Origin of the sequence: Microcoleus sp. Pol11C2, from assembly GCF_036701505.1 — a bacterium.
Lineage (GTDB): Bacteria > Cyanobacteriota > Cyanobacteriia > Cyanobacteriales > Microcoleaceae > Microcoleus.
In genome coordinates, this window is sequence record NZ_JAUBQX010000035.1 from 43,311 (window position 1) to 68,635 (window position 25,325).

Annotated in this window: 22 protein-coding genes; 11 read left to right on the top strand and 11 right to left on the bottom strand. The window is 47.2% G+C overall.

Annotated elements, in window-relative coordinates:
• Positions 1-32: 32 nt before the first annotated feature.
• From QUA42_RS19030 to QUA42_RS19045, 4 genes are all read right to left on the bottom strand, one after another.
• A complete protein-coding gene (locus tag QUA42_RS19030) occupies positions 33-230 on the bottom strand; it encodes a heavy-metal-associated domain-containing protein (RefSeq protein WP_333037087.1) in 198 nt (65 codons plus the stop codon).
• A 173-nt stretch (positions 231-403) separates the two neighbouring features.
• On the bottom strand, positions 404-1,264 hold the full coding sequence (gene aroF / locus QUA42_RS19035; protein ID WP_333139123.1) for a 3-deoxy-7-phosphoheptulonate synthase: 861 nt from the start codon (positions 1,262-1,264) through the stop codon (positions 404-406).
• Between the two features lie 142 nt (positions 1,265-1,406).
• A complete protein-coding gene (locus QUA42_RS19040; protein ID WP_333037085.1) occupies positions 1,407-1,619 on the bottom strand; it encodes a hypothetical protein in 213 nt (70 codons plus the stop codon).
• A 206-nt stretch (positions 1,620-1,825) separates the two neighbouring features.
• Entirely contained in the window at positions 1,826-2,590 is a 765-nt protein-coding gene (locus QUA42_RS19045; protein ID WP_333139126.1) for a sulfotransferase domain-containing protein, read from the bottom strand.
• Between the two features lie 582 nt (positions 2,591-3,172).
• On the opposite strand from QUA42_RS19045, the gene hpsA reads away from it, so the two are divergent.
• The 4 genes from hpsA (at position 3,173) to QUA42_RS19065 (ending at position 10,683) form a co-directional block, all read left to right on the top strand.
• On the top strand, positions 3,173-8,239 hold the full coding sequence (gene hpsA, locus QUA42_RS19050; RefSeq protein WP_333139128.1) for a hormogonium polysaccharide biosynthesis protein HpsA: 5,067 nt from the start codon (positions 3,173-3,175) through the stop codon (positions 8,237-8,239).
• 40 nt (positions 8,240-8,279) lie between these two features.
• Positions 8,280-8,933: a hormogonium polysaccharide secretion pseudopilin HpsB gene (gene hpsB / locus QUA42_RS19055; RefSeq protein ID WP_333139130.1), complete on the top strand. Its 654-nt coding sequence runs from the start codon at positions 8,280-8,282 to the stop codon at positions 8,931-8,933.
• Between the two features lie 63 nt (positions 8,934-8,996).
• The gene (gene hpsC / locus QUA42_RS19060; protein WP_333139132.1) at positions 8,997-10,046 is read left to right on the top strand and encodes a hormogonium polysaccharide secretion pseudopilin HpsC; all 1,050 of its coding nucleotides are present in this window, start codon (positions 8,997-8,999) and stop codon (positions 10,044-10,046) included.
• Between the two features lie 58 nt (positions 10,047-10,104).
• On the top strand, positions 10,105-10,683 hold the full coding sequence (locus QUA42_RS19065; protein ID WP_333139134.1) for a GspH/FimT family pseudopilin: 579 nt from the start codon (positions 10,105-10,107) through the stop codon (positions 10,681-10,683).
• A gap of 310 nt (positions 10,684-10,993) precedes the next feature.
• On the opposite strand, the gene QUA42_RS19070 is transcribed toward QUA42_RS19065, so the two are convergent.
• Positions 10,994-11,749 (bottom strand): cobalt-precorrin-6A reductase, encoded by a 756-nt coding sequence (locus QUA42_RS19070; protein WP_333139135.1) that lies wholly within the window; start codon positions 11,747-11,749, stop codon positions 10,994-10,996.
• Positions 11,750-11,965: 216 nt separating this feature from the next.
• Between QUA42_RS19070 and QUA42_RS19075 the strand changes: the two genes are divergently transcribed.
• Positions 11,966-12,784 carry a tetratricopeptide repeat protein gene (locus QUA42_RS19075; protein WP_333139137.1) on the top strand — a complete coding sequence of 273 codons (819 nt, stop codon included), beginning with the start codon at positions 11,966-11,968 and terminating at the stop codon, positions 12,782-12,784.
• A 201-nt stretch (positions 12,785-12,985) separates the two neighbouring features.
• On the opposite strand, the gene QUA42_RS19080 is transcribed toward QUA42_RS19075, so the two are convergent.
• Positions 12,986-13,222, bottom strand: a complete 237-nt coding sequence (locus tag QUA42_RS19080; RefSeq protein WP_333139140.1) for a hypothetical protein — start codon at positions 13,220-13,222, stop codon at positions 12,986-12,988.
• Between the two features lie 276 nt (positions 13,223-13,498).
• On the bottom strand, positions 13,499-14,299 hold the full coding sequence (locus tag QUA42_RS19085; RefSeq protein ID WP_333139142.1) for a TIGR01548 family HAD-type hydrolase: 801 nt from the start codon (positions 14,297-14,299) through the stop codon (positions 13,499-13,501).
• A 177-nt stretch (positions 14,300-14,476) separates the two neighbouring features.
• Between QUA42_RS19085 and QUA42_RS19090 the strand changes: the two genes are divergently transcribed.
• The 4 genes from QUA42_RS19090 (at position 14,477) to obgE (ending at position 19,110) form a co-directional block, all read left to right on the top strand.
• The gene (locus QUA42_RS19090; RefSeq protein WP_333037125.1) at positions 14,477-14,788 is read left to right on the top strand and encodes a 30S ribosomal protein PSRP-3; all 312 of its coding nucleotides are present in this window, start codon (positions 14,477-14,479) and stop codon (positions 14,786-14,788) included.
• Positions 14,789-15,170: 382 nt separating this feature from the next.
• A complete protein-coding gene (locus QUA42_RS19095) occupies positions 15,171-16,244 on the top strand; it encodes a class I SAM-dependent methyltransferase (RefSeq protein WP_333139144.1) in 1,074 nt (357 codons plus the stop codon).
• Positions 16,245-16,820: 576 nt separating this feature from the next.
• Positions 16,821-17,555, top strand: a complete 735-nt coding sequence (locus tag QUA42_RS19100) for a Mo-dependent nitrogenase C-terminal domain-containing protein (RefSeq protein WP_333139159.1) — start codon at positions 16,821-16,823, stop codon at positions 17,553-17,555.
• A gap of 514 nt (positions 17,556-18,069) precedes the next feature.
• Positions 18,070-19,110, top strand: coding sequence for a GTPase ObgE (gene obgE / locus QUA42_RS19105; protein ID WP_333139146.1), 1,041 nt, complete (start codon positions 18,070-18,072; stop codon positions 19,108-19,110).
• 372 nt (positions 19,111-19,482) lie between these two features.
• Here obgE and QUA42_RS19110 read toward each other — a convergent pair whose 3' ends face one another.
• The 4 genes from QUA42_RS19110 to QUA42_RS19125 all read right to left on the bottom strand — a co-directional run bounded on the left by QUA42_RS19110 (position 19,483) and on the right by QUA42_RS19125 (position 23,690).
• A complete protein-coding gene (locus tag QUA42_RS19110; protein WP_333139148.1) occupies positions 19,483-20,061 on the bottom strand; it encodes a DUF1295 domain-containing protein in 579 nt (192 codons plus the stop codon).
• 498 nt (positions 20,062-20,559) lie between these two features.
• Positions 20,560-20,961: a hypothetical protein gene (locus tag QUA42_RS19115; protein WP_333139150.1), complete on the bottom strand. Its 402-nt coding sequence runs from the start codon at positions 20,959-20,961 to the stop codon at positions 20,560-20,562.
• Positions 20,962-21,026: 65 nt separating this feature from the next.
• Positions 21,027-22,610 (bottom strand): serine hydrolase, encoded by a 1,584-nt coding sequence (locus QUA42_RS19120; RefSeq protein WP_333139152.1) that lies wholly within the window; start codon positions 22,608-22,610, stop codon positions 21,027-21,029.
• A gap of 291 nt (positions 22,611-22,901) precedes the next feature.
• Complete coding sequence (locus QUA42_RS19125) at positions 22,902-23,690, bottom strand: RNA methyltransferase (protein WP_333139154.1); 789 nt, start codon at positions 23,688-23,690, stop codon at positions 22,902-22,904.
• 219 nt (positions 23,691-23,909) lie between these two features.
• On the opposite strand from QUA42_RS19125, the gene QUA42_RS19130 reads away from it, so the two are divergent.
• Positions 23,910-24,065, top strand: coding sequence for a DUF2256 domain-containing protein (locus QUA42_RS19130; RefSeq protein WP_333037066.1), 156 nt, complete (start codon positions 23,910-23,912; stop codon positions 24,063-24,065).
• A 72-nt stretch (positions 24,066-24,137) separates the two neighbouring features.
• Positions 24,138-25,073, top strand: coding sequence for an isoaspartyl peptidase/L-asparaginase (locus QUA42_RS19135; RefSeq protein WP_333139155.1), 936 nt, complete (start codon positions 24,138-24,140; stop codon positions 25,071-25,073).
• Positions 25,074-25,325 lie beyond the last annotated feature (252 nt).

Genomic DNA, 25,325 nt, shown 5'->3' on the forward strand with positions numbered 1-25,325 from the left:
ATCTCGTAAACCCGCCCTCACCAAACTCAATATCAATCTTGGACGGTGTGGCCCGTAGCAACAACCGCCTGTGTAATTGACTCTTCAGAAGCTTGAGCTTCTACTGTAACAGTCTTAGCTGCGACATCCACATTGACAGTAGCATCGGAGTCAACAGTTTTGATGGCTTTGGTAATTGTATCAGCGCAGCCAGAGCAGACGATCGAAGGAACGTTAAGTAGTATTGCCATAATTAAGCAAAATTTCGTAGATGACAGTATTATTTTTTATTTTAATCTAAATTCGTGAAACACGCGCTTTCCCGGATTTCGGCAGGGGTTTAAACCCCTGCCTCAAAGCTCAATTCGGTTAAAACCGACTGTAGAGTTTGACGTTAAAAGTTATAGATTATTTCCTACCCATATCACTTCAAACTTAATACCTCTGAAGGCACATTAATCTCGGGTATGCGGCGCCCAACGGCGGCGGCTACAGGCCGCAAACTCGCAACTAAATCTACCATATCTGGTAAAGAAAGAGCTTGCCGCGCGTCAGAAACCGATTTTTCTGGTTGCGGGTGACACTCAATAATTAATCCGTCTGCACCGCAAGCAACCGCTGCTTTGGCTAGTGGTGCGACTAATTCTCGCTTGCCGACTGCGTGAGAAGGGTCTACTATTACTGGCAAATGAGTTAACTGTTTCAGCGCTACGACTGCACCTAAATCTAATACGTTTCGGGTGTAATTGTCGAAGCTGCGGATGCCTCTTTCGCAGAGAACTACATGAGGATTTCCGTGGCTGAGAATGTATTCGGCGGCCATCACAAATTCTTCGATTGTGGCTGATAAGCCGCGTTTTAGTAAGACTGGTTTTCCGGCTTGACCGATCGCCTTTAGTAACTCGAAGTTTTGCATATTCCGACTGCCTAATTGCAGCATATCAGCATAGGTGACAACTGGCTCGATTTGGGCGATCGACATTACCTCTGTCACGACGGGTAAACCGTAACGCCGGCTGACATCGGCTAAAATTTCCAGTCCCTCAATTCCCATCCCTTGGAAAGCATAGGGAGATGTGCGGGGTTTGTAGACTCCGCCTCGCAAAGCTTGCACCGATGCGGCGGATAGTTGGCGGGCGACTGTTTCCATTTGTGCAGGACTTTCGACGGTACAGGGGCCGCCGATGATTAATAATTCTGTGCCGCCGACTGAGACTGTTTCTGAGAGTTTGACGATTGTTTGGTGTTCGGGATGAGATTTGGTTACGAGTTTGGCTTCTAACATGAGGGAATTCTCCAGGAAATTTAAGTGGGTGGTTGACAACAAAAAACCCGGAACTTTTAGGAGTTCCGGGTTGGTGCGAAAAGACAGCGCGACAATTTACCCAGAACTTTTGTTGGGCCAAAAATAAAAGCTGTAGTACCAGTTACTGAATAATGTCATTGCTGTTTTCGCTTGTACTCGATTGGTTGTTGGGAAAAGAAGTAGAAAAAACAAAACCGCAGGTGTTAATCTGCGGTTCGCCCGGATGTTCACAGTGAATTACCAATTCACTCCGGGCGAACTTGGCTGTACCAAAAATAAAAATAGCTGTTGGCTGTGAACATAACTGAAGTGCTGCGATTTGTGGATTAAACACAATACTATTGCCCAACCTAGCACAGGGAGACTGGGATGTCAAGCATTGTTTGTCAAATGTAGGGAAAGGGCAAGGCTCATTGGTGTCATCGACTTAAGCCGACTATCTGCCAGTCCGCGAGTCCGCTAGGGAATTCAACCCCTGCCGGACTATGGATTTTACCCTAAGTTGAAACCAATGGGCTTTGCGGTTTCCCTACTATGATGTTAATCCCAGCCGAAGTCTCGATCGCACAATTTGGCTAGTCTTTGGTTGTGAGATCGAAAATATGCTCTCAATTGCTCGTATACTGTCTCGCTGATGGGGGGATATTGGGTGGCGTTGTATTTTTCGTAGGTTTGTAGTTGGTGCGGCGGCAATTCTAGAAATTCTAAGACGCTGTTGTATGTGCTGAAGGGATTGGTATACAAGTCTTCGCTTTTGAGGATTAAAAGTTGTGATTTGGGAAAAAGTTTCATCCAGGCTGGGAGTTGATCGGCGTAAATGCCGCGCGTTAGATAGCTGTGGTGTTGGTGTTCGTAACTGTAGTAGTTTGGGTTGGCTATGAGTTTTTCTATTTCGCCTTTGAGTCTTTCGGGTTCGGAGGCGATCGCACTTTCTAATGATAGGGATTCGTAGCCTATTTTGATATAGTAATAATAGTGGGATATTGCGCGTTCTACTGGGTTTCTCAGCAGGGCGATTATTTTAACTTTGGGAAATAAATCGTGGATTCGTTGCGGAACTTGGGGGTGACAGATGTAGTAGGGGCTGGCTTCTCCGGTTAGTAGATTTTCGCCTGTTTGGGGCTGGGGAAATTGGGCATAGTACCAGTCGGGGCTTTTGTCGAAGTTGAAGTCGAAGTAATGGATTTCTTTTTGGGCAGCGGGGGCGATTTGGGGATGTTGGATTAAGTAATTGTACAGAGATGTTGTGCCGGCTTTTTGGGCGCCGATGATGATAAAGTCGGGGGCTTTGGGAGTTTGTTTCATGGGTGGGGGTAGTAGGTTTATATTTGGCACTTGTACTGACAGTGCGCCAGGGGTCAAATGGAAATTCGATCGCACTTTGACGCATGGCGGAAATTCGATCGCAGTTGACGCATTACGGAAATTCGATTGCCCAATTTAGATTTGATCGCGCTGACAGGCATAACCACTCGATCGGCTGATCGTGATTGTGGATTCCGGTGGTTGAAAGCGCTAGCAACGCGAACACACCAACAAAGCCCGCGAGACAAGGACTGGGAAATAAATCGGATACGATCCCGATCACTGTTTTTGGGTGATCGAATTCACTTGGCCTCTGGCGACTGACATTTTAATTTAACTAGATTAGAGTGGAGTTAGGAAGAGCTAATTCGTGCGGGGCAAATCTTTCGCGGAAAAATATATTATCGCCGGCGATTTTGGTTGCGGGTTTGTGGGTTTTATTTTTCAGCCAAGGTACAGATTTAAATTTGTGCAAGAGGCTGATATGCAAGTTGCAAAAAATGGGAACAATAAAGATGGGATTGTACTGTCGAGCAGTAACTACCAGCAATACCATCTCTGAAATTATTCAGGAAGGCGTCAATGTTTAAGAGCAAATTATCCAAAGTTATCGTATCCCTGCTGCGGCGGATTGCTGGTATTACCAGATCCGGGGCCAAGCGGCTGATGAGAGCAATGCTGCAAGCGCTGATGGCTATGGGCCGCAGGGCAAGACTACCGATGGCGGGGTTTGTGCTGCCAACGGTGACGATGGTGTTGCTGGTAGTGATTTTGTTGACTGTGGCGATTACGCTGCGATCGTTTGATCGGGCTAATACGGCGCGTAACGTTCGCGTGAACCAGCAGGTGCTGGCGGCCGCGACTCCAGCGCTCGATCGGGCGAAAGCGAAAATTCAGTTTATGCTGCGGGAAGACCCGCAAAGGCCGACGGCTACTCCATCGGACAATGAAATGTACCGGATGATGTCCGATAGCAGTGGTTCGGGTAGTGGTACCGATACTTATACCTTTGGGGACGAGACCCGCCTAAAACTTAAAGCTAACCTGGACTCTGTTGCAGCCATATCTCCAGACCTTAAAGTTACAGATGCAGGCTTTAATCTCGAAACAAACGAATCAATAAATACTGCTTGGAGATATCCGGTCGATACGAATAACGACGGCAAATTTGACACTTTTACCCTCTACGGCATATTTTTCCGCAGCCCCCCACGCATTGCATCAGGTGCTTATGCAGGCGAGTTCACGAGGCCAAGAAAGCCACTGGAAGCAAGAACGCCACCGATGTCCCTTGGGGTACTCAAAAAAGGATGTGAGGCGGCGGCAGGTAATAGCGCTAGCTTGGTTGGAGATTCCGGTTGGTACAGTATTAATGGCAGACTGTTAAAAAGTTTCTTTGTTTACACGGTTAATGTACCGATTAAAGATCAAGCAGAAGCGGCAGCAGCGCAGGCTTTGGATAATACTCGTCAGTATCTACCCTTCACAGGCACTACCAGCATATCGGCTCTCGAATACCAGCAAGACCAAAGTCGGATTCCCCTCAGAAACAACGCGGTTGTGTACGAAGACGACTTAGAAATATCTCCCGGTCCTCCGTTAAATATCAACGGGCGAATGATTACAAATAGTAATTTCCTGGTGACGGGGTTGAACGCTGATGACAATTTAAAATTATATCAAGTTAGCAGCCCTAATTCTTGTTTTTACGAGCAAGAAAATAGCAAAATACTTGTCGGTGGCAATGTAGTAAATGGCGGTTCTGGTGATAAGTTTCCTTCTAATACAGTGCCAGTACACCTGTTTAAAAAGCCTACTCCAATAATAGATCAAAAAATTAGCACGACACTGGCCGCTAAAACAAAGGGTCAATCTGTTGTTAACCCAGCCTCTACAGCTTTAGACGTACTTTACAACAACGCCGCTTTTCAGGATCGCATCAGTTTGCTAGTAGGGTGGCAGTCGAGGACTAAACCACCTACTGATGACCCATTGTCAGTGCAGAAGAGACCGACCACTCAGAGCCGGGAGCAAGCACTAGAAAATTATTTTAAACTCACAACCCGAAAAGTTCCCTTTGCTGAAGTGGCATTTGGAACAAGCGGAATTGTTGGCTTCGATCCGCTACCACCCGCACCAGCAGCACCAACAGGAAGCTCGCCCATTCAAGGTAGCGGGGAGAATCTGCGACCGATCGACGCATGGAACCTTCCGACTGATGCCAACACTAAACTAAGTCTCAATCTCAACCAGCTAGAAGCAACAAAGATCGATCCAAAAAACCCGATCGAAGAAGAAGCATACCTAGGCGATCGCGTGGTTGCAGGCAACAGCTTGCCTAATAAGTGGTGGGACAGCACTAAAAGTGAATTAGTCAGCACCGAGCAACCAGTCGCTGGAAAGTGGAATACCGACGCTACAGACCCAACTCGCACGCGCACTTCGCAGATAACACAGCTCGCTGACGTGGGGGCGACAGACCGAGGCAACGGTTTAGGAGAAAAGACAGATGCAGATTTAAGAGACGGTTTCTGGGAAGCATCCGCAGCCCAAATACCTAAAACAGCAGTCGATGGCATTGGCGGTTTGCGTGTCATCACCAGTGCTGGAGTTTACGATCGCACTAATTCCTTCCTACCGCCGCCTAAGTGGATAGATCCTGCCGGTACGACGAAAAGCGGTCCCGCATCGATCGCTATCACTCCCGATCTCACCAATACTTACGACGACCCAGCAACGGCCGCTAGGGAGGAGTACCGTGTCGTCTGGCCGGACTCTATGCCAATGTCACCCCTCGGGCCGGGGTCGAAAGTGTATGACAATACTCTCACTGATCCTGATCCCAACAATCACTGGACTTCTTGGCTGGCGGCGTGGTCTATTCCTACCGATATCAGTGCAAATCTCCCAGCAGCAGTCAACTCTACTACTCTACTTCCAGGTATTGTTGAGCAGGCCACCACGGCTAAGAAATATTCCAAAGGTGATTTGCGGATGCGGGCATCGGCAGTTTATCACTATGCAGAGGCAGGCTACAAGGCTGACGACATTGTTCCCCCAGCTCAACCAGTCCAAAAGCCGATCGCCTGTATCAGCAGCTATTACGACCCCAGCAGCGTTTTGACAGCCCTAAATATCGACGGGCTAGCCAATGTCAGCGGACAGGGATCACAGTCACCAGCGGTATTAGCAGGGCTACCGGCACTTGGAGGAACGCAGCAGAAATTCATCGGCTCTAACAACGGCATCACCTACGACTTCCCTGGAACAGCCAGACCGATGGGTGCTTCCACTGTGGGGGCTAACGGCTTGTTGAGCAATGGCGATCCAGTTTTGGATAATCAAGCCAACTTAGTCTTCCCTGACGGTCGGTTTGCCAACGGGCCTTTGAGATCGGCACTCCAAGTGGCGGACACTAATCGCACATTGGCACAAAAAGCTGCTATTGACTCAACGAATTGTGCACTTCACATTCTGAGGGGTGCGACTCCCAATGACGCAAAGATTCCTCACGGATCAATTCAAGAAGTATCATTTTTGAATGCCAGAGAAATCAAGGCGGTCGATCGCGACGATCCTACGACTACCAAAGTTAATGAAGCCTTTACCCTGAGCAGTCCTCTTAAAGGCGTTGCCGGGGCAGCAAACTTAACAGGAGATTACAATCAGCCCATAGAAGAACGGCAACCCCTAGAAATTCGAGCCACTCAGATTGATTTAGAGCAACTTCGCAAGAAAGTTATCGCTCAAACAAATCTTACGGGGCCAAGCCCGGAGTATTTGCTGCCAAACAGTGGGATAGTTTATGCAAGCCGAGATGACGCGCTGCCCGATCGCAGCGATCGGACAGGCGATGAAAAGACCAGCAAAAGAGTCAGCCCCTCGGACTCTCTGCTCGATCCGACCCGAAAACCTAACGGCATTGTCCTAATCAACGGTAAGCAACTATTTCGCGGCACGACCCCGGACGTAACCAGTGTGACAGATTTAGTCAAGCAAAAAGGCTTGATTTTAGTTTCTAACTTACCCGTTTATATCAAAGGAGAGTTTAATCTTCACACCGGGGGAAACGGGGGAGAAGAGTTCAACACGCCCTTGCCGACGACAACTTGGGGTCCCAATGAGTTCTACTCTCGGAGTGGCCTTAATAATAGCTTTGCCTGCCGTAAGGGGGACCCCCGACTGACGGCTTGTGGGGGTGACAATTGGCGTCAGGCAACTGTACTAGCAGATGCTGTCACTCTGCTGTCCAAGAATTACCGTTTTGGCTTCCGCAACGAGGGTGACTTTGACCTCAGAAATAATGTCGGCGCTGCTGCTGTATTGCCTCGCAAACAACAAGGATTTTTCAACAACAACTTTGTCACTAACGGGCTCACCAGCGGGGTATTCTCAACCACTGGCAGTCCTGTAGCGACAGGAGGGCTGACAGACACAAACTACAAGAACGTCACTGGTAAGCTTGATAGTTCTTACTTCACTAACTTCGCCACCCCTGTCCAGCGGCGCGGGAACTTCCCAGAGTATTTGATGGAAGTTTGTATGAAACTGCCTGTTTCTGAATGCAAAGCTGAGGACTGGTATGTCGATCCGGTAGCAGGAGTGAGGGCAAACATCAGCACCGGAGTTTATGCCCCATCCGCTAATTTTAAAGCGGGAACAACTGCTACTCTCCCAGATAGGACGTTACAACGTTTCCCCCGCCGCGTTGCTTTTGTAAGAGACGCTACTAATTATGCTCTGACAGGAGGGCCATTAGGAATTACTGGCGGAGCAGCTAGTTCTGGTGTTGGCACTCCAAAACCCAATTCTCTGTGGTTTGCCACGGTAGATAGCGCTTCCATAAATTACAACGGGACTTCTGGTGTGCCCTTTCGACTCAACACAAATGTCAATGACTGGAATAATCAACCTTTGCCGAATTCCACAGCAACTCCGACCCTCCAGCCGCTGCTGATGCCAGTTTTGCAGCTCCAAACAGTAACACTGGATACAGGCTCTGGGAATAGGGCACCGGAAGGCGGTACCGTTACAGGAACCGGGTGGATAACGCGAGCCGAAGAGACAAACTTTAATTTAATCATCGGTTCCGGGGACATTCCTTCACGAAAGCTCGACAGCACTACCGGTGACTTTAACGGTGGCTTGCAAAACTTGCCCCGCTTCTTGGAGAGCTGGAATAACGGCACAAACGATATTAAGGCTAAGATTAAGGGTTCTTTCATCCAACTAAACCGCAGTGCCTATAGCACCGGGCCCTATCAGGCGATTTTGCCAAGGACGTCTCCGGCGCAAGCGGGAGCTAGGAAGCTAAAAAGTCTTTTCCAGCCCCCAACAACTCCAACTCCTACAGTTGCTTATACAGCTCCTGAAGTTGTCCCAGGCTCCCCCGGATACAGAATTGAGGGAAACGGTCTCATTCCCTTCTTCAGACCGCCAAGTCGGGATTGGGGTTTTGATGTAGGTCAGCTATCTCAGCCACCTGACTTGTTTACCCAAAGGTTCACTACTCCTCCCAGAAAGACTGAGCCGGCGGAGTATTTCCGGGAAGTACCTCGTAATGACGAGTGGGTACAAACTTTAATGTGCGGAGTTGTAGATGGCGGTACTACGCCCGCCACTTCCAGTCGCCCCGCGAACTGCCTCTAACCCTCTAACTTTCCGCCGCGCAATTATTGGAGTCCTATTTATGACTAAGCGACAACAACTAAATTTATCCCAGTCACGAGATGGTGGCTACACGATTATCGAGTCATTGGTAGCGATGATTGTAGTTTCGGTGCTGATGATTGCGATCGCCCCTGTGATGGCTTTTTCAGTAGCGACTCGCGTACAAGCGCGGCGGACGGAACTGGCCACACAGGCGGCGAGAACTTACATCGACGCTCTCAGGACGGGGGCGATCGCGAGTCCAACACCAGGCCCGGCGGGTCGAGGATTCCCCATCAAAGTCTCCACCGGAAATGTGGCAGATGCGCCCGTTCCGACAGCCTCCGACAAGTCGCAGAATTTATATCCCCTGGACATGGATGGGGGAGGTTTTAGCGATACCAGCAGCACGGACTTTTACGTTCAAGGTGCTTGGCGAAACCCATCCGATCCCCCCGATCCCACAAAAACGGGCTACGAGTTAATCGTGCGGGTTTACAGGGCCGATTCCTTTGCAAATGGGGTGACTTTGAGACCTCCCAAGGATGCGAAGCAATCAGTTGTCGGTTCTGGTTTGGGCGACAAGACCATCCCAGTAGTAGAAATGACTACACAAATTCCCCGTACTACAGGAGAGGCCTCCGCGTATGAATCGTTGTGCGCTCGACTCAAAGGTACCAATGGCTGTAAGTAATAATCAAAGTCCCGGTTATTAAATTTAAAATCCCTCCCCCATTTGACAAAGGAAACAGTCAAAATGAAAACTTTACTCAGGTTGCTTCTCAAAAGTCAGCACCAGCGAAACCGCTCTGCCTCAGCTCACATAGACAAGGGTATGACTTTGGTCGAGCTATTAGTTGGAGCAATTATGGCATTTTTAATCATTACGCCGATGCTCGGTTTTGTAGTCAATATGCTGAATACCGACAGGAGGGAACAAGTAAAGTCAAATACCGAGCAAGACCTTCAGGCCGCAGTTGATTTCATCGCCCAAGATTTGAGCCAAGCTATTTATATTTACGATCAGGCGGGAATCACTGCTACCACTGCTAAACTTCCTCCTCCTCCTACAGATACCACAGGTACTCCAGTTTTAGTATTCTGGAAGCGACAGCAAATTAAAAATGCTGTTCCTATTAATTCGACTGTGAGTGCACAAACACCAACCGATTGTAAATCTAATGCTGGTCAATGTAACGACACTTATGTACTATCATTAGTTGTCTACTACCAGATTAGAGATACTACTCCTAACCTTACTTGGTGTCAGCCTTCAGGAGGCACTTGTCCTACTCGTATTGCTCGCTATGAAATTAGGGATGGAGTGAAAAACCCCAATTCAGCCGATCCCGCCAATCCTTACTACGATGCTCCGGGCGCAAACGAATATGCACCAGATCTAGCTTTTGAGCCAACTTTTGACATTAATAAGCCTTTAGTAAATGTGACGAAAGGAGGCCGTTTTAAGGATGCTGAAGTATTGGTTAATTACATCGACCACAGCCAGCTAACAGGAATATCAATTAACCCCGCCGAATGCCAGACAGCTCTTGGCAATCCCATGGATACAACAGGAGTCACCCCCACAGCAATCCCAGAAAAAACACTAAGAATACCCCCCGCGCCGCCAGACAGCGTAAATAGCTTTTACGCTTGTGTTGATACATCTAAAAATATAGCCAGAGTTACGCTCAGAGGAAACAGCCTCCGCCGCCTTCAAACTGATGCTAATTATGATGCCAATAAATCGGCATATTTCCCAACAGCCAGCGTGCAAGTACAAGGTTTAGGTGCGCTAGGAAAATAACTGATTTCTGAAGCACATTTCTGAATCGCCGCCCACCGATAAACAATAGGATAATACCATGAAAACCCCACCAATATTATTAAAACTTTTGCATAACTCGGCTGCCAAGCCCAGCCATAATTTCCACAAAACTGCATCCAGAAAAGCCGATGGAGGCTTCACGCTTCTAGAAGTGCTGGTGATAGCGTTGATCGTAGGTATATTAAGCTCGATAGCCGCTCCAAGCTGGCTGGCATTCATCAACAGACAAAGAGTTCGTACTGTGAACGATCGAGTTTTCCAATCATTACGACTTGCACAAAGCGAAGCAAAGCGAAGTAAGAGCAGTGTCACAGTTACATTTGATACAACGGTCGATCCGCCAACAGTTACGTTTGCCCCCCCACTCGCTACGGGTGGTAGTACGCAGACGTTAGATGGTGGAGGCGAAATTAAACCCGGCACTATTGCGCTTACCGTTAATACACCTGCTCCTACCACGCCTCCAAACTCGATCGTTTTTGATTACCAGGGTAATCCCTCTACAACTCCGTTTGTGGTCACAGTTGCTCCATCTGGCGGTGGTGCTAGGCAGTGCGCGAGGGTAGAAACTCTCATAGGAGGAATGAGAACTGCTGAAGGAGCAGAATGCAACTAAGTGAGTTTCCATGATAGCTTTCCATAAATTTAATCTTAATCTATAACAGCAATTCCGCATAAGTTCTGAATTGCTAAAATCTCTTAACTTAAATTATTTTATATTTGAAATCCTATTAAAACAGTCAAAATATGCAGCTAGAACTAAAACAAATAATCATCCAGCCAGGGAACCAAGTATTAACTTAAAGAGATAACATGGCTGATGTTTGAAATCCTACTAACAGAATTGGGAGAAAGTCGCGCATCCAGACTTTCATACAGCAAAAGAACATTAGAAATCATGGTTCCGCTAATGGAACACCAAGTTATCAAAGTCCTGATAACTGCTTAACTAACCAAGCGATCGCCCCTTCAACATCCGCCACCTGCTCAACATCCGGAATCGGCGGCCGCTGCACCATCACTAGCGGAATTCCCAGTTCCCTAGCCGCAACAATTTTCGCATAAGTAGCACCGCCGCCGCTGTTTTTACTAACAATTGTATCAATCTGATATTCTAATAGTAATTGGCGCTCCTCTTCCAAAGAAAAAGGCCCCCTTGCTAATAACAATTTACCATTAGGAATAGGAGTATTTAGTGCCGGAGGATCGATCGCCCGCATCAAAAACCAAATAGCATCCAAACCAGCAAAAGCAGCCAATTCCTGCCTACCAATCGTGAGAAACACCCGCTGAGACTGCCCCAATAAAGCTTTTGCAGCCTCCGAGTGGCTGGCAACTTCAATCCAGCGATCGCCCTCCACCCTCTCCCAAGCTGGACGCACCAGCATCAAATAGGGCACTTTACATTCAGCAGCAGCAACAGCAGCATTGGCAGAAATCTGAGCCGCAAACGGATGAGTAGCATCAATTAACAAGTCGATCGGGCGATCGAGCAAAAACCCCGCCAGCCCCGCCGCCCCACCAAAACCCCCAATTCGCACCGTACCCGTTTTTGGGGTAAAAGGCTGTTGAGTGCGTCCTGCTAGCGAAGATACCACCTCAATTTCAGCGATTTGAGACGCTCTTACCGCCAGTTCCGCAGCATCCCCCGTCCCGCCCAAAATTAGCAAGCGTTTTTTCACCAAATTATCCTTACCGACTACACAAAGTGGCGGTTAAACCTGCAACTACACAACCAAAGTCCGCCTACGCCCACTAAAGAAAATCCAGAACCTGCGGAGGCAGGTTTTGTCCGTGTAGCTGCGACTTAAGTCGCCCAGACTTTTCAAACATCTTCTAACCAACGCCCGCAAATTCGGTTAATAATATGCTTAGTAAAGTTTAAACGACCAACAACGATGATTCGCTCAGTTTTCACATTTTTTACAGTATTAATTGTAACCGGGTTAGTATGGTTGGGAAATATCGCCCCCGTTGCTGCACAAGTACAACCAACAGATATCGCCGATCCCCAACAGGAATTAGGAGAACTCGTTCAAAAAGCTTTTGAAGCTACAAATGAAGGCAAATTTCCCGCAGCAGAAACTTTTTGGACTCAAATCATTGACAAATTTCCCTCACAAGCCGCCGCTTGGAGCAACCGAGGCAATTCTAGAGTCAGCCAAAACAAACTACAAGCCGCTATTTCCGACTACGAAAGAGCGATCGAACTAGCACCCGACGCCCCCGATCCCTACCTAAACCGCGGCACCGCCTTAGAAGGTTTAGGACGCTGGGAAGAAGCGATCGCCGACTACAATCACGTACTAGAATTAGACTCCCAAGATCCAGCCGCCTACAACAACCGAGGCAACGCCGAAGCCGGTTTAGGAAAATGGGAACAAGCAATTGCCGACTACAGCAAAGCCTTTGAACTAGCCCCCGAATACGCCTTTGCCCGCGCCAACCACGCCCTCGCACTTTATCAAAACGGGCAAACCAAAGAAGCAATTCGCAACATGAAAAACATCGTCCGCAGATACCCCCAATTTGCCGACATGAGAGCCGCCCTCAGCGCCTGTCTTTGGGAAGCAGGAAAGCGCGGCGAAGCTGAGAGCAATTGGGTAGCCGCCATCGGCCTCGACTCCCGCTACAAAGACCTCGATTGGGTTGCCAATAACCGCCGCTGGCCACCAGTTGTAGTCAGCGCCTTAGACAAATTTTTGCACTTAAAATAATCTCACAAAGCCCATGAAAAATAGCGAGCATCCCGATAATTGTGGGGTATTTTTCCTAAAAGGGATGCTCCAAAAAATTGCCAAATGTCATCCGAAGCTAGCAGGAAATAAATTCTTGAAAAACAATTATAATTCTTCCTTCTTCTTTCTTCTTTCCTCAATATTCACCACTACACCGCTCGCTGCCAAACTTCTTTATTCTCAAAACTCGTATTCAACTTCTCCGGCAACAATCTTATCCGTCACAAATATTCTGTATAGTTCCAGTTCTTCAACAGTAACTTTTCCGTCAGCCCAAATCGTTCTCTTGATATCTTCCATTTCTTGCTTAGATATCTTACCATTAGCAACAGCTCGCTCGATTTGGACTTGGAGCTTTTCTAGTTGCCGAGTTTCTTCCGGCGTAGGTTGTTTAGCACTCGATCGCGAAACTAACATAGTTGCTTTCTCCTAGAGTATGACCTCTACTCTGTACTAAGCTGCAGCAGCAGATATTGTCAACTCAAAGATGCAAAAATTGACAAATAAATGTAACAAAACTACATTTACTTGTCAATAGGATAAAGTGCAAAATTATTTAACAAAATTACATTTGTTTGTAAATAATACGGTCTCAAATCCGCGCTTCATCGTCGGGCGCAAAGTCGAATCCCCAGGCCAACAAATAATGCGCGCAATTTTCATTTTTTTGACCCCTCCTTCAACAGTCAACAGTCAACAGTCAACAGTCAACAGAACTAATTCTCGAATCCGCGCCACCGTCAACTCTTCGACATTCCTGAAAACCGCTGCAGCACCCGCATTTTCCAGCACCGCAGCATAAGCCTCACAGCGCACAGCATCATCCAAAACATGAGGTGGCAAAATTCCAGCCCCCAGCCAAACCCGATTTGGTTGCACTTCCCGCGCCTTCACAACCGTGTAAATATCGGCAACAGTATCTCCCGCATAAATCACGGGCAAATTTTTTTCTAAACCGTGCAGGTTTTCCAACTGTTCAATTGCCGCAAAAAGTCCAGCCGGATCGGGTTTTCCCGGTGCATCTTCCATCGCCACCAACACCGGGGAATTTAAACTCAGTTTCCCAGACAAAACATAAGCAGCTTCATCCCGCATCGCCCCGCTAAAAAAGCCCCAAACAATTCCCCCAAGTGTTAAATTTTCCAGGTAAGCCGGACTTAACAACAGCGGTTCGTCACAAATGTAACCAGTCCAATTTTTCTCATCTGCCCCGCGATAGCGACTTTGGAAAAAAGCTACTAATTCGTCATAGTTGAGAGCGAGTTCGTTTCTCGATCGCCCAATCCCCTCAAAATAGCGGCAAACTAACTCGAAAGACGCCTGCCAGTCATTATTCCACACTCCCTCAGACTTCAGAGAGTCGATATCGAGAGAATTCGGGCGAAAAGCACCCGCCGTGAAATGTTCCACCGCATCGGCGATCGCCCGCCGGTAAGAACCGGACACATCCCGCACCACACCGTCAATGTCGAAGACTACAATAACTCTGTTCACAACTTAACCATCCTTGTACTTAGGGCGGGTGAGAACCCAAATTTTATCTGTTCCCAGCCCCTGAGTGGCGCTAAAACCAGCCGCGCCACAAAACTTTTCATGGCCGATGACCAATTATCGAACAGAGTGTGCTACGCTTAGCGATTGTAGAAATTTTTAACAAGTTCGATCGGAACCCTGGAGGTTTGCTTGTCCAAGTTCATCTTAAAAGTTCTCTGGCTAGAAGAGAATGTTGCCCTCGCCGTTGACCAAGTTGTCGGCAAAGGAACTAGCCCGCTGACATCCTATTTTTTCTGGCCCCGCAAAGATGCGTGGGAAGACCTCAAAAACGAACTCGAAGCCAAACACTGGATTGCTGACAACGATCGCGTCGAAATCCTCAACCAAGCCACAGAAGTAATCAACTACTGGCAAGAGGAAGGCAGACGGCGCCCGATGACTGAAGCTCAGTCAAGATTCCCCCTAGTGACTTTTACCGGCAGCAACTAAGCCCAGCTTTAATTTGCTACCCATATACATTGCCTGTTATGGCTGACGAGGGGAAGGAGAGAGAGGGGAGAAGGCGAGAGGATTTGACGCTTTTTCCACCTCGCCGTGAAACATACAATTTAAATGCGCTACAGCTTATATTGATACTGACTCCGATTTTGGGACCTACTCGGGTTTTGGGCTTGGTCGATTTGAGATTTGAGATTTGAGATTTATTCAAAATAAAGCTCTCAAATCCGATTTTCTACAGTCTAAAAAGACTAAGCAACCAAACCAAATAAATCTAAAATCGGCTTTTTTGTACTCTTAAATTGTACAGTTAGCTCTCAAAAGACTTCCCTATGACTAATGACTAATAACTAATGATTTCTTCGCGGAATTTATGGGCGCCGAAAGTACAATCAACCAGACAGAACAGCTACCGCGGGTAGTCAATCCCGACATTCTCCAGCAAGCTATTCTCTACAAAATTAATACTCGCATCATCGCTCGTGGAGAATTAGTTTTCCCCTGCGTCCCAGGAATGCTAAGCCACTATCTCAAGTCGATAGAACAGCTATTTAGCACTCTCGACAGACCATTGCCCGAAGACCGCAGAGACGAACTCAGCAAGCTTTTAGCCACCAAGTTAGAACAAGGCTACCGCACCTCTACAGCATCGATGCTGATCCTGCAATACGAATCAGTGCAGCCGCCACAAACTGGTTTAGCTTGCAAAGTCATTGTTACTAGCTCAACAGTTGGAGAACAGTACAAAAGCTGGGTAGACACCAGAGAACCTCCGCTTTTCGGCTCTCATCCCGATGCAAAATTGATGACAACGGCTGCTAAATTGGGTACACCCGATCGAGTGCGGATTTTGGACGTGGGGGCTGGTACCGGCCGAAATACCTTGCCCCTGGCGAGATTGGGCTATTCTGTAGATGCGATCGAACTAGCTCCCGCTTTTGCAGAACAATTGAAAGCAGCAGTAACAGCCGAAAATCTTCCCGTAACAGTGACTGAAGGCGATGTGCTCGATCCCTTAATACGGATGAAACCGGCCCGCTACCAGTTGGCAGTTGCTGCCGAAGTCATCTCACATTTTCGAGACAGCGATCAAGTACGGCTTTTCCTCGCTAAAATGTGCGATTCCCTGTCTCCCGGAGGTCTGTTGCTGTTCAGCACGTTTTTAACCGTCGGTGACTACCAGCCAGATGCCCTCGTGCGACAAGTTGCCCAACTCTCCTGGTCTACTTTATTCACCCCCCAAGAACTCGCCACCGCAATGGAAGGGTTGCCCTTAGTCCAAATATCCGACGAATTGGTGTTTGAATATGAACGCCACCACCTGCCGGAAGGAGCCTGGCCACCGACGCCCTGGTTTCCCAGTTGGGCCACCGGTCGAGATGTCTTCCCGATGGCAAACGGACGCCCGCCAATGGAATTGCGCTGGATTTTGTGCCGCCGAAGTTAAAAATTTTTGTCATTTCTAGACGGACACAGCAATCACAACTGTTAACAGGCAGTAACCGTTTCCTCAGATATTTTTATCTCAACAGCTTAAATCCGGCTCGCTGTTAGTATTGTGCTGCCGGCACAGAAAAATTTACAAAAATATATATTAAAATGTAAAGAGAGCGAAGTTCGATCGCCCCTGGGTGACAAACCCAGTGTGTGATTAGATCCAACGCTTCCCAACCTTTTATTTATTGCGAAAAATTGGGTGGCTAATGGCAATCGGGCTTGCATAAAATTCGATCGTCGTCTCGATGGGTGCAACTAGAGTTAAGATCAATTAAACAAACCTATTCCTCCCGATAGATGACTTTTTATGGAATAGGATTAGCCAATAGATTAGCTCGCTAGTCAGCGATGCTGCTGAAAAACAAATATGCTTTTAACACATCCACTACAAGCGTTTGGAGCAATCTTCGGGCACCAACCTTCCACAAATAGCTCATCCATCGACCGAAAAACCAGTAAAAATTATTGGGAGGGGAATATTGAGTCCGCTGTAAACGAACAAATTGACTGGTACATCCAAGTGGAAATGCTAATGAGTAACGCTAAATCTTCCTGCACCAATGAAGAGATTACTGCTTGGCTGCGGGGATTGCTGACAATTGCTTGGGCAGACGGCAACTTTGACGAAGACGAGCAAAAAATGATTGCAAATCTAACTCAGGATGAACTACACCCGGTATCTTTTGAGGCGGGTTTTGAACCTATTGCCCCAGAGGAATTAGCCGCTGTGTTAGGGGAAGACACCGCCAAAGGCGAGGATTTTTTGAGGACAGCAGTCATGGTAGCTTTGGCAGACGGTACCTACTCGCTCAGCGAAGACGAGGTAATCTCTAAGTTTGGCGAAGCTTTGGGGCACAATGTAGAGGCGATTGAAGCTCTGCGACACACCATAGAAGACAGCAAGTGCGATCCGCAGGGACCCAGCAGCCAAATAGTCTTTGATGCGAATGTCGTCCCCGTCGTCGGAACACCGCTTTCATCTCGGCTACCTAAACCTCACCACAAAAATGTCCTGCAACCAGTAAAAGACTGGCTGGACGGCTGGGAAATTCACGACCCAAAATTGGCACACTTTGTCTGTAAAATTATTCCGCCGCAGTGTCCGTTTGAGCGAGATGTCGTGTTATTTGGTCGCAAAATCGTCCACATTCCGGCGATGTGCCAGATTAACCCGCTTTACGAACAGTTAGTCGGGATGCGCTTTCGAGCTCTCTGCTATTTGGCAGATGAATGTAAGGAAGATGTATCGTCCTATTGTTAGTAGTTAGTAGTCATTAGTCAGTAGTCATTAGTCATTGGTCATTCTTGTGAAATCTTGGATTAATGACTGTAACTATTAACCAATGACTACTAATTAGTCCAAGATGCAAAAAACGGGTTTTTCTAGGACAAAACATCGTTACACCATCCGCGCCAGTAGAAAAACCCGGTTAATTCATTTTGTGTGCGTGATTTCTGTTAATATCAAATCTGCTTTGATAATACTAATTTACCAAAATTCTTGGTACAATCCTCAAATTCTTATACAGATTATTAAAAGATTTCGGAGCCGGACAGGGCAGTGCCATTTACCTACAAATGCTCGCGTACAATTTTTCACTCTGCACTACTTTTCAGAATTGGTAAAATTATATTTTTCCGCCCACTATAAATCGCGACTAAACTTGGCTGTCGTTCAGCGACCTGTACTAAAGGCAAAGACGAATATTGTGCTTGGATCTGGTATCATAATAATTAATGACTATTGACACTGACTATTGACTACTGACTAAATTATGCAATTTATCGATCGAGCAGATATTCAAGTCGCAGCCGGCAAAGGCGGCGACGGTATGGTAGCTTTTCGCAGAGAAAAGTATGTACCAGCGGGTGGCCCCTCTGGTGGGACGGGCGGCAAAGGCGGTTCCGTGTATATGGTAGCGGTGGAAAGCCTGCAAACGCTGCTAGATTTTCAGTACAACCGGATTTTTAAAGCCGATGACGGGAAGCGCGGCGCGCCGAAAAATATGACAGGTGCCGGTGGGGACGATCGCACGATCGAAGTTCCCTGCGGTACAGTAGTTTACGACGCGGAAACTCAGGCCATATTGGCAGATTTGGTGACGCCCGGACAGACTTTTTGCGTAGCCAAAGGCGGCAAAGGGGGTTTGGGGAATAAGTGTTTTCTGACCAATTCCAACCGCGCTCCCGATTATGCGATGCCGGGAAAAGAAGGAGAACACAAGTTTTTGCGTTTAGAATTGAAGCTATTAGCTGAAGTGGGAATTCTGGGGATGCCAAATGCTGGCAAATCCACCTTAATTTCAGCTTTGTCTGCGGCTCGCCCCAAAATCGCAGATTATCCGTTTACAACTTTAGTCCCGAATTTGGGCGTAGTCCGAAAACCCAGCGGCGATGGTACGGTGTTTGCAGACATTCCGGGATTGATTGAGGGAGCGCACGAAGGTGCTGGTTTGGGTTACGAGTTTTTGCGCCACATTGAGCGGACTCGGTTGTTGCTGCATTTGATCGATATTACGGATGAAGATCCGATAGCCAATTACGTCACAATTCAGGAAGAATTGAAGGCTTACAGGCGTGGTTTAGCCAATAAACCGCAGATTTTGGCTTTTAATAAGGTAGATGCGATCGACCTTGAAAGCGAAGAAATCGGTAATTTAATCAGCCGACTTAAAGAAATTAGCGGCGCTCCTGTTTTGTTGATTTCCGCCGTTAGTAGACTTGGATTGGATGAATTGATGCAGCAAGTTTGGCAAAAACTCGACGAGATGAACGAGAAAGAGGCGGCGGAACTCGAAGCCGTCGCGAGTTTTTAATCGCTTTCTGGTTCCTGAAATTTCCGTGAATCGGTAGGTGTTTTTTTGAGGGGTCAAATCTTTCGGCTGTATGGCTTGTGTGGCAAGGGTTTGAGCCTCTGTGTCTTGAAAGACGTTCGTTTAAAAGTATCTACCGACTGCTTTAAATCGCCTACAAGCGTGACGGTGAAAGTTCCCAAAGGGGTATGGGGCAATCGCTAAGGCTGTGCTGCAAATGCGGGAAATTTATTATTAGAAGCTTTATCTTATGAGAAGCTTTATCTTATTTTGCGGATATGAGTTGAGCTGCATTCAGAGCATTTCCTAAAAAATCGCCTTATTATCCCTCATGAACTCATATTTGTAATTCCGCAACGCCCTAAATTACTATTTTTAACCAACTTTCTCCTCTAAACTGTCTTTTTTTTGTTCGAGAGCTGTCGATACAAATAGTCGAGGTAGTAAAAATCCAGACCTAGTTTTGTAGTCGGCAAATTCAGGATATCGTTCGAGTGAACGATCTTTTTTTATCATGTTAGGAATAAACATACCAGCAATAAAAGCGCCCAGAATTAAAAAAGGTAGCCAGTGCTGAACTAGCATCGCAAACGATCCGTAGATGAGGATTTCTCCTAAGTAATTCGTATTGCGCGCTCTGGCAAAAAATCCTTCAGTTATTAGTCCCGAACGGTACTTAAGGGTGTAATACTTCTGTGCATCACTACTATAGTGTAGAAAGACACCGATGATATTTAGGGAAATTGCTGCTGCCACTAACGGCAGAGGTGGTTGTGAGCCACTGCTAATCAAAATAAAAGGTGCTACCCAATAGAGGCTAACTAACACAAAGCCGAATATTCCCATTCCGACAGAGATTTCTTGTTCCCACTGTTTATCTGGATATATCTGGTCTTTGAGCAGCCACAACAAACCATAAGTACCGTGCAGAGCGAGATAAACCCAAGCACCCAAATTAAAATTTTGGTAAATGAGCATTAGTGTCAAAATAAATGGAAAGCTGAGTCCTTTGTGCAGATTGATAAAGTGCTTGAGTTTCATAGCTTTTGCTAATCTCTATCTAGTAAAGTCTATCTCTATTTATATTACACTTTTTTAGATCTAACTACTTATCACGAGCAAACTTATCAATCTGCTTCTATTTTGCCTGACGCGGTAACAAGCAACTTGAAAGCGTGACCGGAGGGCGCTCGTTCGTTTATTTGACAGCTCCGGCTCTCGGCTTAACAAAGAAAATCGATCGCGAGCTCAGTACCGAAAGAATGTTGCGCGGATCACCCGCGACGAAAGCTTAATCAATGATTTCTCTAATCGGGCGATCGCTATTTCACAAGTTCAGTCCTGGACGCATCAACACCAAGAAACCGGGTTTTTTACCGTTTCTGAGGCTGTAACAAAGTATTTCGTGAAAAACCCGGTTTTTGAGTACCGGTGAGTAAGCCCTAAGTATTGTTAAATTGGATTTGAGTCGCGAATTTGCCCGTTGTAATCGACTCTCACCCTCCCATCTTGGGAAACCGTAACAACCGTTTCTACAGTAAAGACAGACGAACCAGGCTTGGAACCCTTAAAAGTAAAAGTCCAAGTTCCATCGCCATTGTCAACGAACGGCGATTCCTTAGAAGTACCGTGCATAGAAGCTTCAGCTCGATAGTTGCCTAAACCCCCATTAGCCTTTTCTGCTGCTTGACGAGCTAAGTTTTTTGCCCTATTCAGTTCGATATTATTGTTGATCGCTCTCACACCGTCGGTCTCATATTCAGGAGTAGGATTAGCATTACTCAAGGAGGGGGATACTCCAACGGATAAAGTTGAGAGCGCTACCAGACAAGCAAGGCGGATGCTTAGTTTCATAATACAAACTGATTTATAGTTTGATAAAGTCTACGAGACTTGTCCCAAAAAACCCGGTTGAATTTTCAATTTTTAATTTTGACTTGTGAATCGTCTGGCATTTCTTCACCGTTCAAATAACGGTAACTCATCCGAGAAATATCCCGAATCAAGGTTTGAGCTGGCTTCTCCGTTTCCGGCGAATGCTTCACCATCACCGCCACCAAATAACGCTTACCGTTGGGCAAATCCACCATACCCGCATCCGCAAGCATTGTATCAATGTTGCCGGTTTTGTGAGCAATAACTGAATCTTCGCCCAAACCTTTCGGCAGCAAAGAATCGTTTTTAGTTTGGCGCATGATTTGCAAAATGCGATCGCGCGATTTCACCGATACCAAATTACCCCGATCGACCTGGGCTATGATATTAATCAAATCTTTCGGACTGGTAGTATTAGTTCCCTCCAAATCTGGCAAATTATTCCGGAGAACCGTGCTACTCAAACCCCAATTGGCAAACTGCTGATTTAAAACCTCAGCACCTCCCAACAACTCAATCATCATATTCGTCGCTGTATTGTCGCTGACAACAATCATCTTTTGGGCCACTTCCAAAGCCGAATACTTCTTACCCGGAGAGTCGTCTTGCATATCCCCAGAACCGCCGACAATGTGTTCGGACTTCAGCGTCAGCATCTGATCTAACTGCACTTTGCCCTCATCTACTGCTTGGAAAAAAGCTACTAAAATTGGCACTTTAATGGTGCTAGCTGAAGCAAAAGCAGTATCGCCATTAAAATTTAGGTAGCTTCCAGTATCTAAATCGACTAAAAATATTCCGGTTGTCAAACTAGGATTTTCTGTTGCTAAAACCTGAACTTGGGTTTTCAAAGCTCCTAATTCTTGAGTCAGTTGCAGCGCTTCAGGGGTCGCGGGTGCCGCAGATGCGCTATCGGCTGGGTTGTTCTCCCCTGTGGTTTGTTCTTCTGCCGCTACAGTCGATGCTCGACTTACAGCATTCACCACCGACAGCAGCGTCCCGCAAATCACCGCTATCCCAACTCCCAAAATCAGCAAGCGAGTAGCGTAGACCAACGGTGGCACGCTCGCAGATGCTGGTCGTTTACCCTGCCTCTGGCTTGCTTGTGGGCGCGGTTTAGGCACGGGGGGTTTTTTGGCATCTGCGGGGATTACCGTGTCTGGAATGCGAACTGGGGGCGAACTGGGACGACTTCCACGGGTTGCAGGGGGAGTGGCCTTTGGGAGCTGGTTGTTGGGATTGCTGGCGATCGAACTCACATTTTCCCGCTCCTGATTCGGCTCCGGAAACTCAAACATATCGACAGCAGCCAGGCCTTTTTTGCGCGGTTGGCGACTCTTCGACTGCGGAGTTTTGGTGGTTCTGGGTTTTCTGGGGTTAATTGCCGATCGGGGATCGGATAAAAAGTCTTGTGTAGTAAATTCTTCCGAAGATGTGGGAGAATTGGCTCCATTTCTGCTGCCCCGGCCCTGTTGCGGTGGCAAAGTCGCAGGTTCGGGCGATCGAATTTCTGAATTGCCGTTTTGCGGTTGCGGAGGGCGGCGGCGGCCCGAGTTGCCAGACTGACTTGCTTTGCCGGACTTAGGCTGCTTTGAGCCGGAGTTGGGAGAGGATATCGAGGATATCACCGATAATATCGATCCTTTGGGAAACCGCTCTGCCACGTCTTACTCCTTCATCACTAATGTAAAGTTCAAGTTTAAGATTTTTCAGCTTGCCAGCCAATCAATTTTAGATTTTAGATTTTAGATTTACCCAAGACGCTGCATGGTATCAGCAACCGGGTTTATTGCTCGCAAATTATCCCAAAGCTGAGGTTTTTAGTCAAGAAACCCGGTTAGGAAGGTGACAAGTGGGTCAAGGAAAGTTCTCTGTGAAAAAAATCCTCAATCTCACATCCCCAATTATCAGCATTTCTCCTAGCTATCCGTTGGATTTTCCGGCAACGCCCCATCCAGAGTATCAAAATTTGTCTCTCGTGGGTAAGTTTTGATTGCCCATTCTGTTTGACGGAGGACCCCCCGCAGCATGGCGACTTCATCCACTGTCGGATACGCTCTGTTGTACAAACGCCGAAATTTTTCCATCCGGCTTGCTGCTGTGTGCTGCTGCAAATATCCTATTTTGAGTAACAGCGTTTCTAGTTGCTGGTAATATCCCTCTAAATTTTCCAAGGGAGCCGACTCCTTCTGGCCACTGACAACTGACAACTGACAACTGACAACTGACTTGTATAGTTCGTAACAGCAGATAGCGACTGCTTGGGCGAGATTTAGGGAAGTGTAGGCATCGCTGCTGGGAATGCGGATCAGGCGTTGAGCGCGGTTTAATTCGGCATTGGTCAAGCCGCAGTCTTCTCGGCCGAAAATTAGGGCGCTGGGGGCTTCAAGCAGCCAAGGCAAGGCATCTGCGGGTTCTTCTAGTTGTGTTGGCAACGATCGACAATCATCCCCTGTAGTTGCGATCGCTCTGACACACCCAACCAAAGCAGCAGGCAAACTCTCGACTACTTTGGCCGTTTCCAATATGTCGGCGGCGCGAACAGCCATCAGTCGGGCCTCTTCCCCTAAATAATCGCATTGGGGATTTACCAAAACTAATTGGTGCAAACCCATATTTTTCATGACGCGGGCAACAGAACCGACATTCAATGGGCCTGCAGGTTCGACTAAGACTATTCGGATGTTGGCGTCGGCCGTTTCAAGCATTTAATTTAGGAAGAAGGAAGAAGGAAGACGGAAGAAGGAAGAGGCAATAATAGCAAGGGTTTCAGCAATCAACAATGTCTGTTCCACAAGCAAATTATTTCCTTACAAACAGAATTTTGGGCTTGTTCGACAACAAATTGAATCTTGTGGGAAAGGCCGGAAAGCCTGTTCCTAAAAATGGTACAAGATGTGAGTTAGTAATTTACTTTCCAAATTAGCATGGCTAAGCAACGAGCGAAATCTGATTTACCGACAAAAATGTGCCCGGTGTGCGATCGACCTTTTACTTGGCGCAAAAAATGGGCAGACTGCTGGGATGAGGTCAAATACTGCTCCGAACGTTGTCGTCGCCGCCGTTTGGCGGCTCAAGATTAAGAATTTAGGGCAAGTTGCTCGATCAAAGCTAAGATTGCAAAGGAAAAATTTTAGGTTATTAGGTTATAAATTATGGCATCGCAACAAGTGCAACCAAAGTTAGTTATTCACGGCGGTGCGGGCAGTTCTCTACATAGTAAAGGCGGAATTGAGGCGGTGCGGAAATCGCTTTACGATGTTTTGGAGGAAGTTTATCCGCTGCTGAAAGACGGTGCAAGTGCCGTAGATGCAGTGGTGCGGGGCTGCCAATTGTTGGAAGATGACCCGCGATTCAATGCCGGTACTGGTTCTGTGGTGCAGTCGGACGGTCAAATTCGGATGAGTGCTTCGCTGATGGATGGTTTGATGCAGCGTTTCAGCGGGGCGATTAATGTTTCTCGCGTTCAACATCCGATCGAACTTGCTCAATTTTTGCAGCACTCGGACGATCGAGTTCTCTCTGATTTTGGTTCGGCGGAATTGCTGCGAGAACTTCAATTGCCGATTTACGATCCGATGACGGATTTGCGTTTGCACGAGTGGATGCAGGAACGCCAAGGCAATTTTAGTAAAGCAATGGCTGACGTGGTTGCCGAACCGGCCGGTGTGGGTACGATCGGAGTCGTAGCTTTGGATGTGCATGGACGCTTGGCTGCTGGGACTTCGACTGGTGGCAAGGGTTTTGAGCGGATTGGGCGGGTTAGCGACTCGGCGATGCCGGCGGGAAATTACGCCGCTGGAAGTGCGGCGGTAAGCTGTACGGGAATTGGCGAACACATTATGGACGAGTGTTTGGCCGCGCGAATTGTGATTCGGGTAACGGATGGTTTGAGTTTAAAAGCTGCTTTTGAGCGTTCTTTTACTGAAGCTGACGAACGTCAACGGGATTTTGGCGCAATTGGAATTGATGCTAGCGGGGCGATCGCTTTCGGCAAAACTAGCGAGGTGATTTTGGGTGCTTTTCACAACGGTATACAAATGGGCGACACTTTGGAAATGAGCAAGGGAACGCTGATTTTCATTGCTTAAAAAGCCGATATAAATTGTCAGTCTGCGGTTCAGATACCCGACTTTTTGAAGAATTCGGGTATCTCGATATGCGTTAGTTTTATATCAAATCCGGTGCCATCAGAATTGATATTACCCACAGTCAGGACATGGCGCCCTGTCCTTTCCATACAATTAATTTGGGGGCTAAGCTGTTATACCAATTTAATATGAAGCTGCATAGAATAGGGCTTCAAGAATAAAATTGTAAGATGACAACGAACAGATTTGCTC

Excerpts from the sequence above, each read along its gene's own strand:
- QUA42_RS19030 (WP_333037087.1), bottom strand. The coding sequence starts at position 230 with ATGGCAATACTACTTAACGTTCCTTCGATCGTCTGCTCTGGCTGCGCT.
- aroF (WP_333139123.1), bottom strand. The coding sequence starts at position 1,264 with ATGTTAGAAGCCAAACTCGTAACCAAATCTCATCCCGAACACCAAACA.
- QUA42_RS19045 (WP_333139126.1), bottom strand. The coding sequence starts at position 2,590 with ATGAAACAAACTCCCAAAGCCCCCGACTTTATCATCATCGGCGCCCAA.
- hpsA (WP_333139128.1), top strand. The coding sequence starts at position 3,173 with ATGTTTAAGAGCAAATTATCCAAAGTTATCGTATCCCTGCTGCGGCGG.
- hpsB (WP_333139130.1), top strand. The coding sequence starts at position 8,280 with ATGACTAAGCGACAACAACTAAATTTATCCCAGTCACGAGATGGTGGC.
- hpsC (WP_333139132.1), top strand. The coding sequence starts at position 8,997 with ATGAAAACTTTACTCAGGTTGCTTCTCAAAAGTCAGCACCAGCGAAAC.
- QUA42_RS19065 (WP_333139134.1), top strand. The coding sequence starts at position 10,105 with ATGAAAACCCCACCAATATTATTAAAACTTTTGCATAACTCGGCTGCC.
- QUA42_RS19075 (WP_333139137.1), top strand. The coding sequence starts at position 11,966 with ATGATTCGCTCAGTTTTCACATTTTTTACAGTATTAATTGTAACCGGG.
- QUA42_RS19080 (WP_333139140.1), bottom strand. The coding sequence starts at position 13,222 with ATGTTAGTTTCGCGATCGAGTGCTAAACAACCTACGCCGGAAGAAACT.
- QUA42_RS19095 (WP_333139144.1), top strand. The coding sequence starts at position 15,171 with ATGGGCGCCGAAAGTACAATCAACCAGACAGAACAGCTACCGCGGGTA.
- QUA42_RS19100 (WP_333139159.1), top strand. The coding sequence starts at position 16,821 with ATGCTAATGAGTAACGCTAAATCTTCCTGCACCAATGAAGAGATTACT.
- obgE (WP_333139146.1), top strand. The coding sequence starts at position 18,070 with ATGCAATTTATCGATCGAGCAGATATTCAAGTCGCAGCCGGCAAAGGC.
- QUA42_RS19115 (WP_333139150.1), bottom strand. The coding sequence starts at position 20,961 with ATGAAACTAAGCATCCGCCTTGCTTGTCTGGTAGCGCTCTCAACTTTA.
- QUA42_RS19125 (WP_333139154.1), bottom strand. The coding sequence starts at position 23,690 with ATGCTTGAAACGGCCGACGCCAACATCCGAATAGTCTTAGTCGAACCT.
- QUA42_RS19130 (WP_333037066.1), top strand. The coding sequence starts at position 23,910 with ATGGCTAAGCAACGAGCGAAATCTGATTTACCGACAAAAATGTGCCCG.
- QUA42_RS19135 (WP_333139155.1), top strand. The coding sequence starts at position 24,138 with ATGGCATCGCAACAAGTGCAACCAAAGTTAGTTATTCACGGCGGTGCG.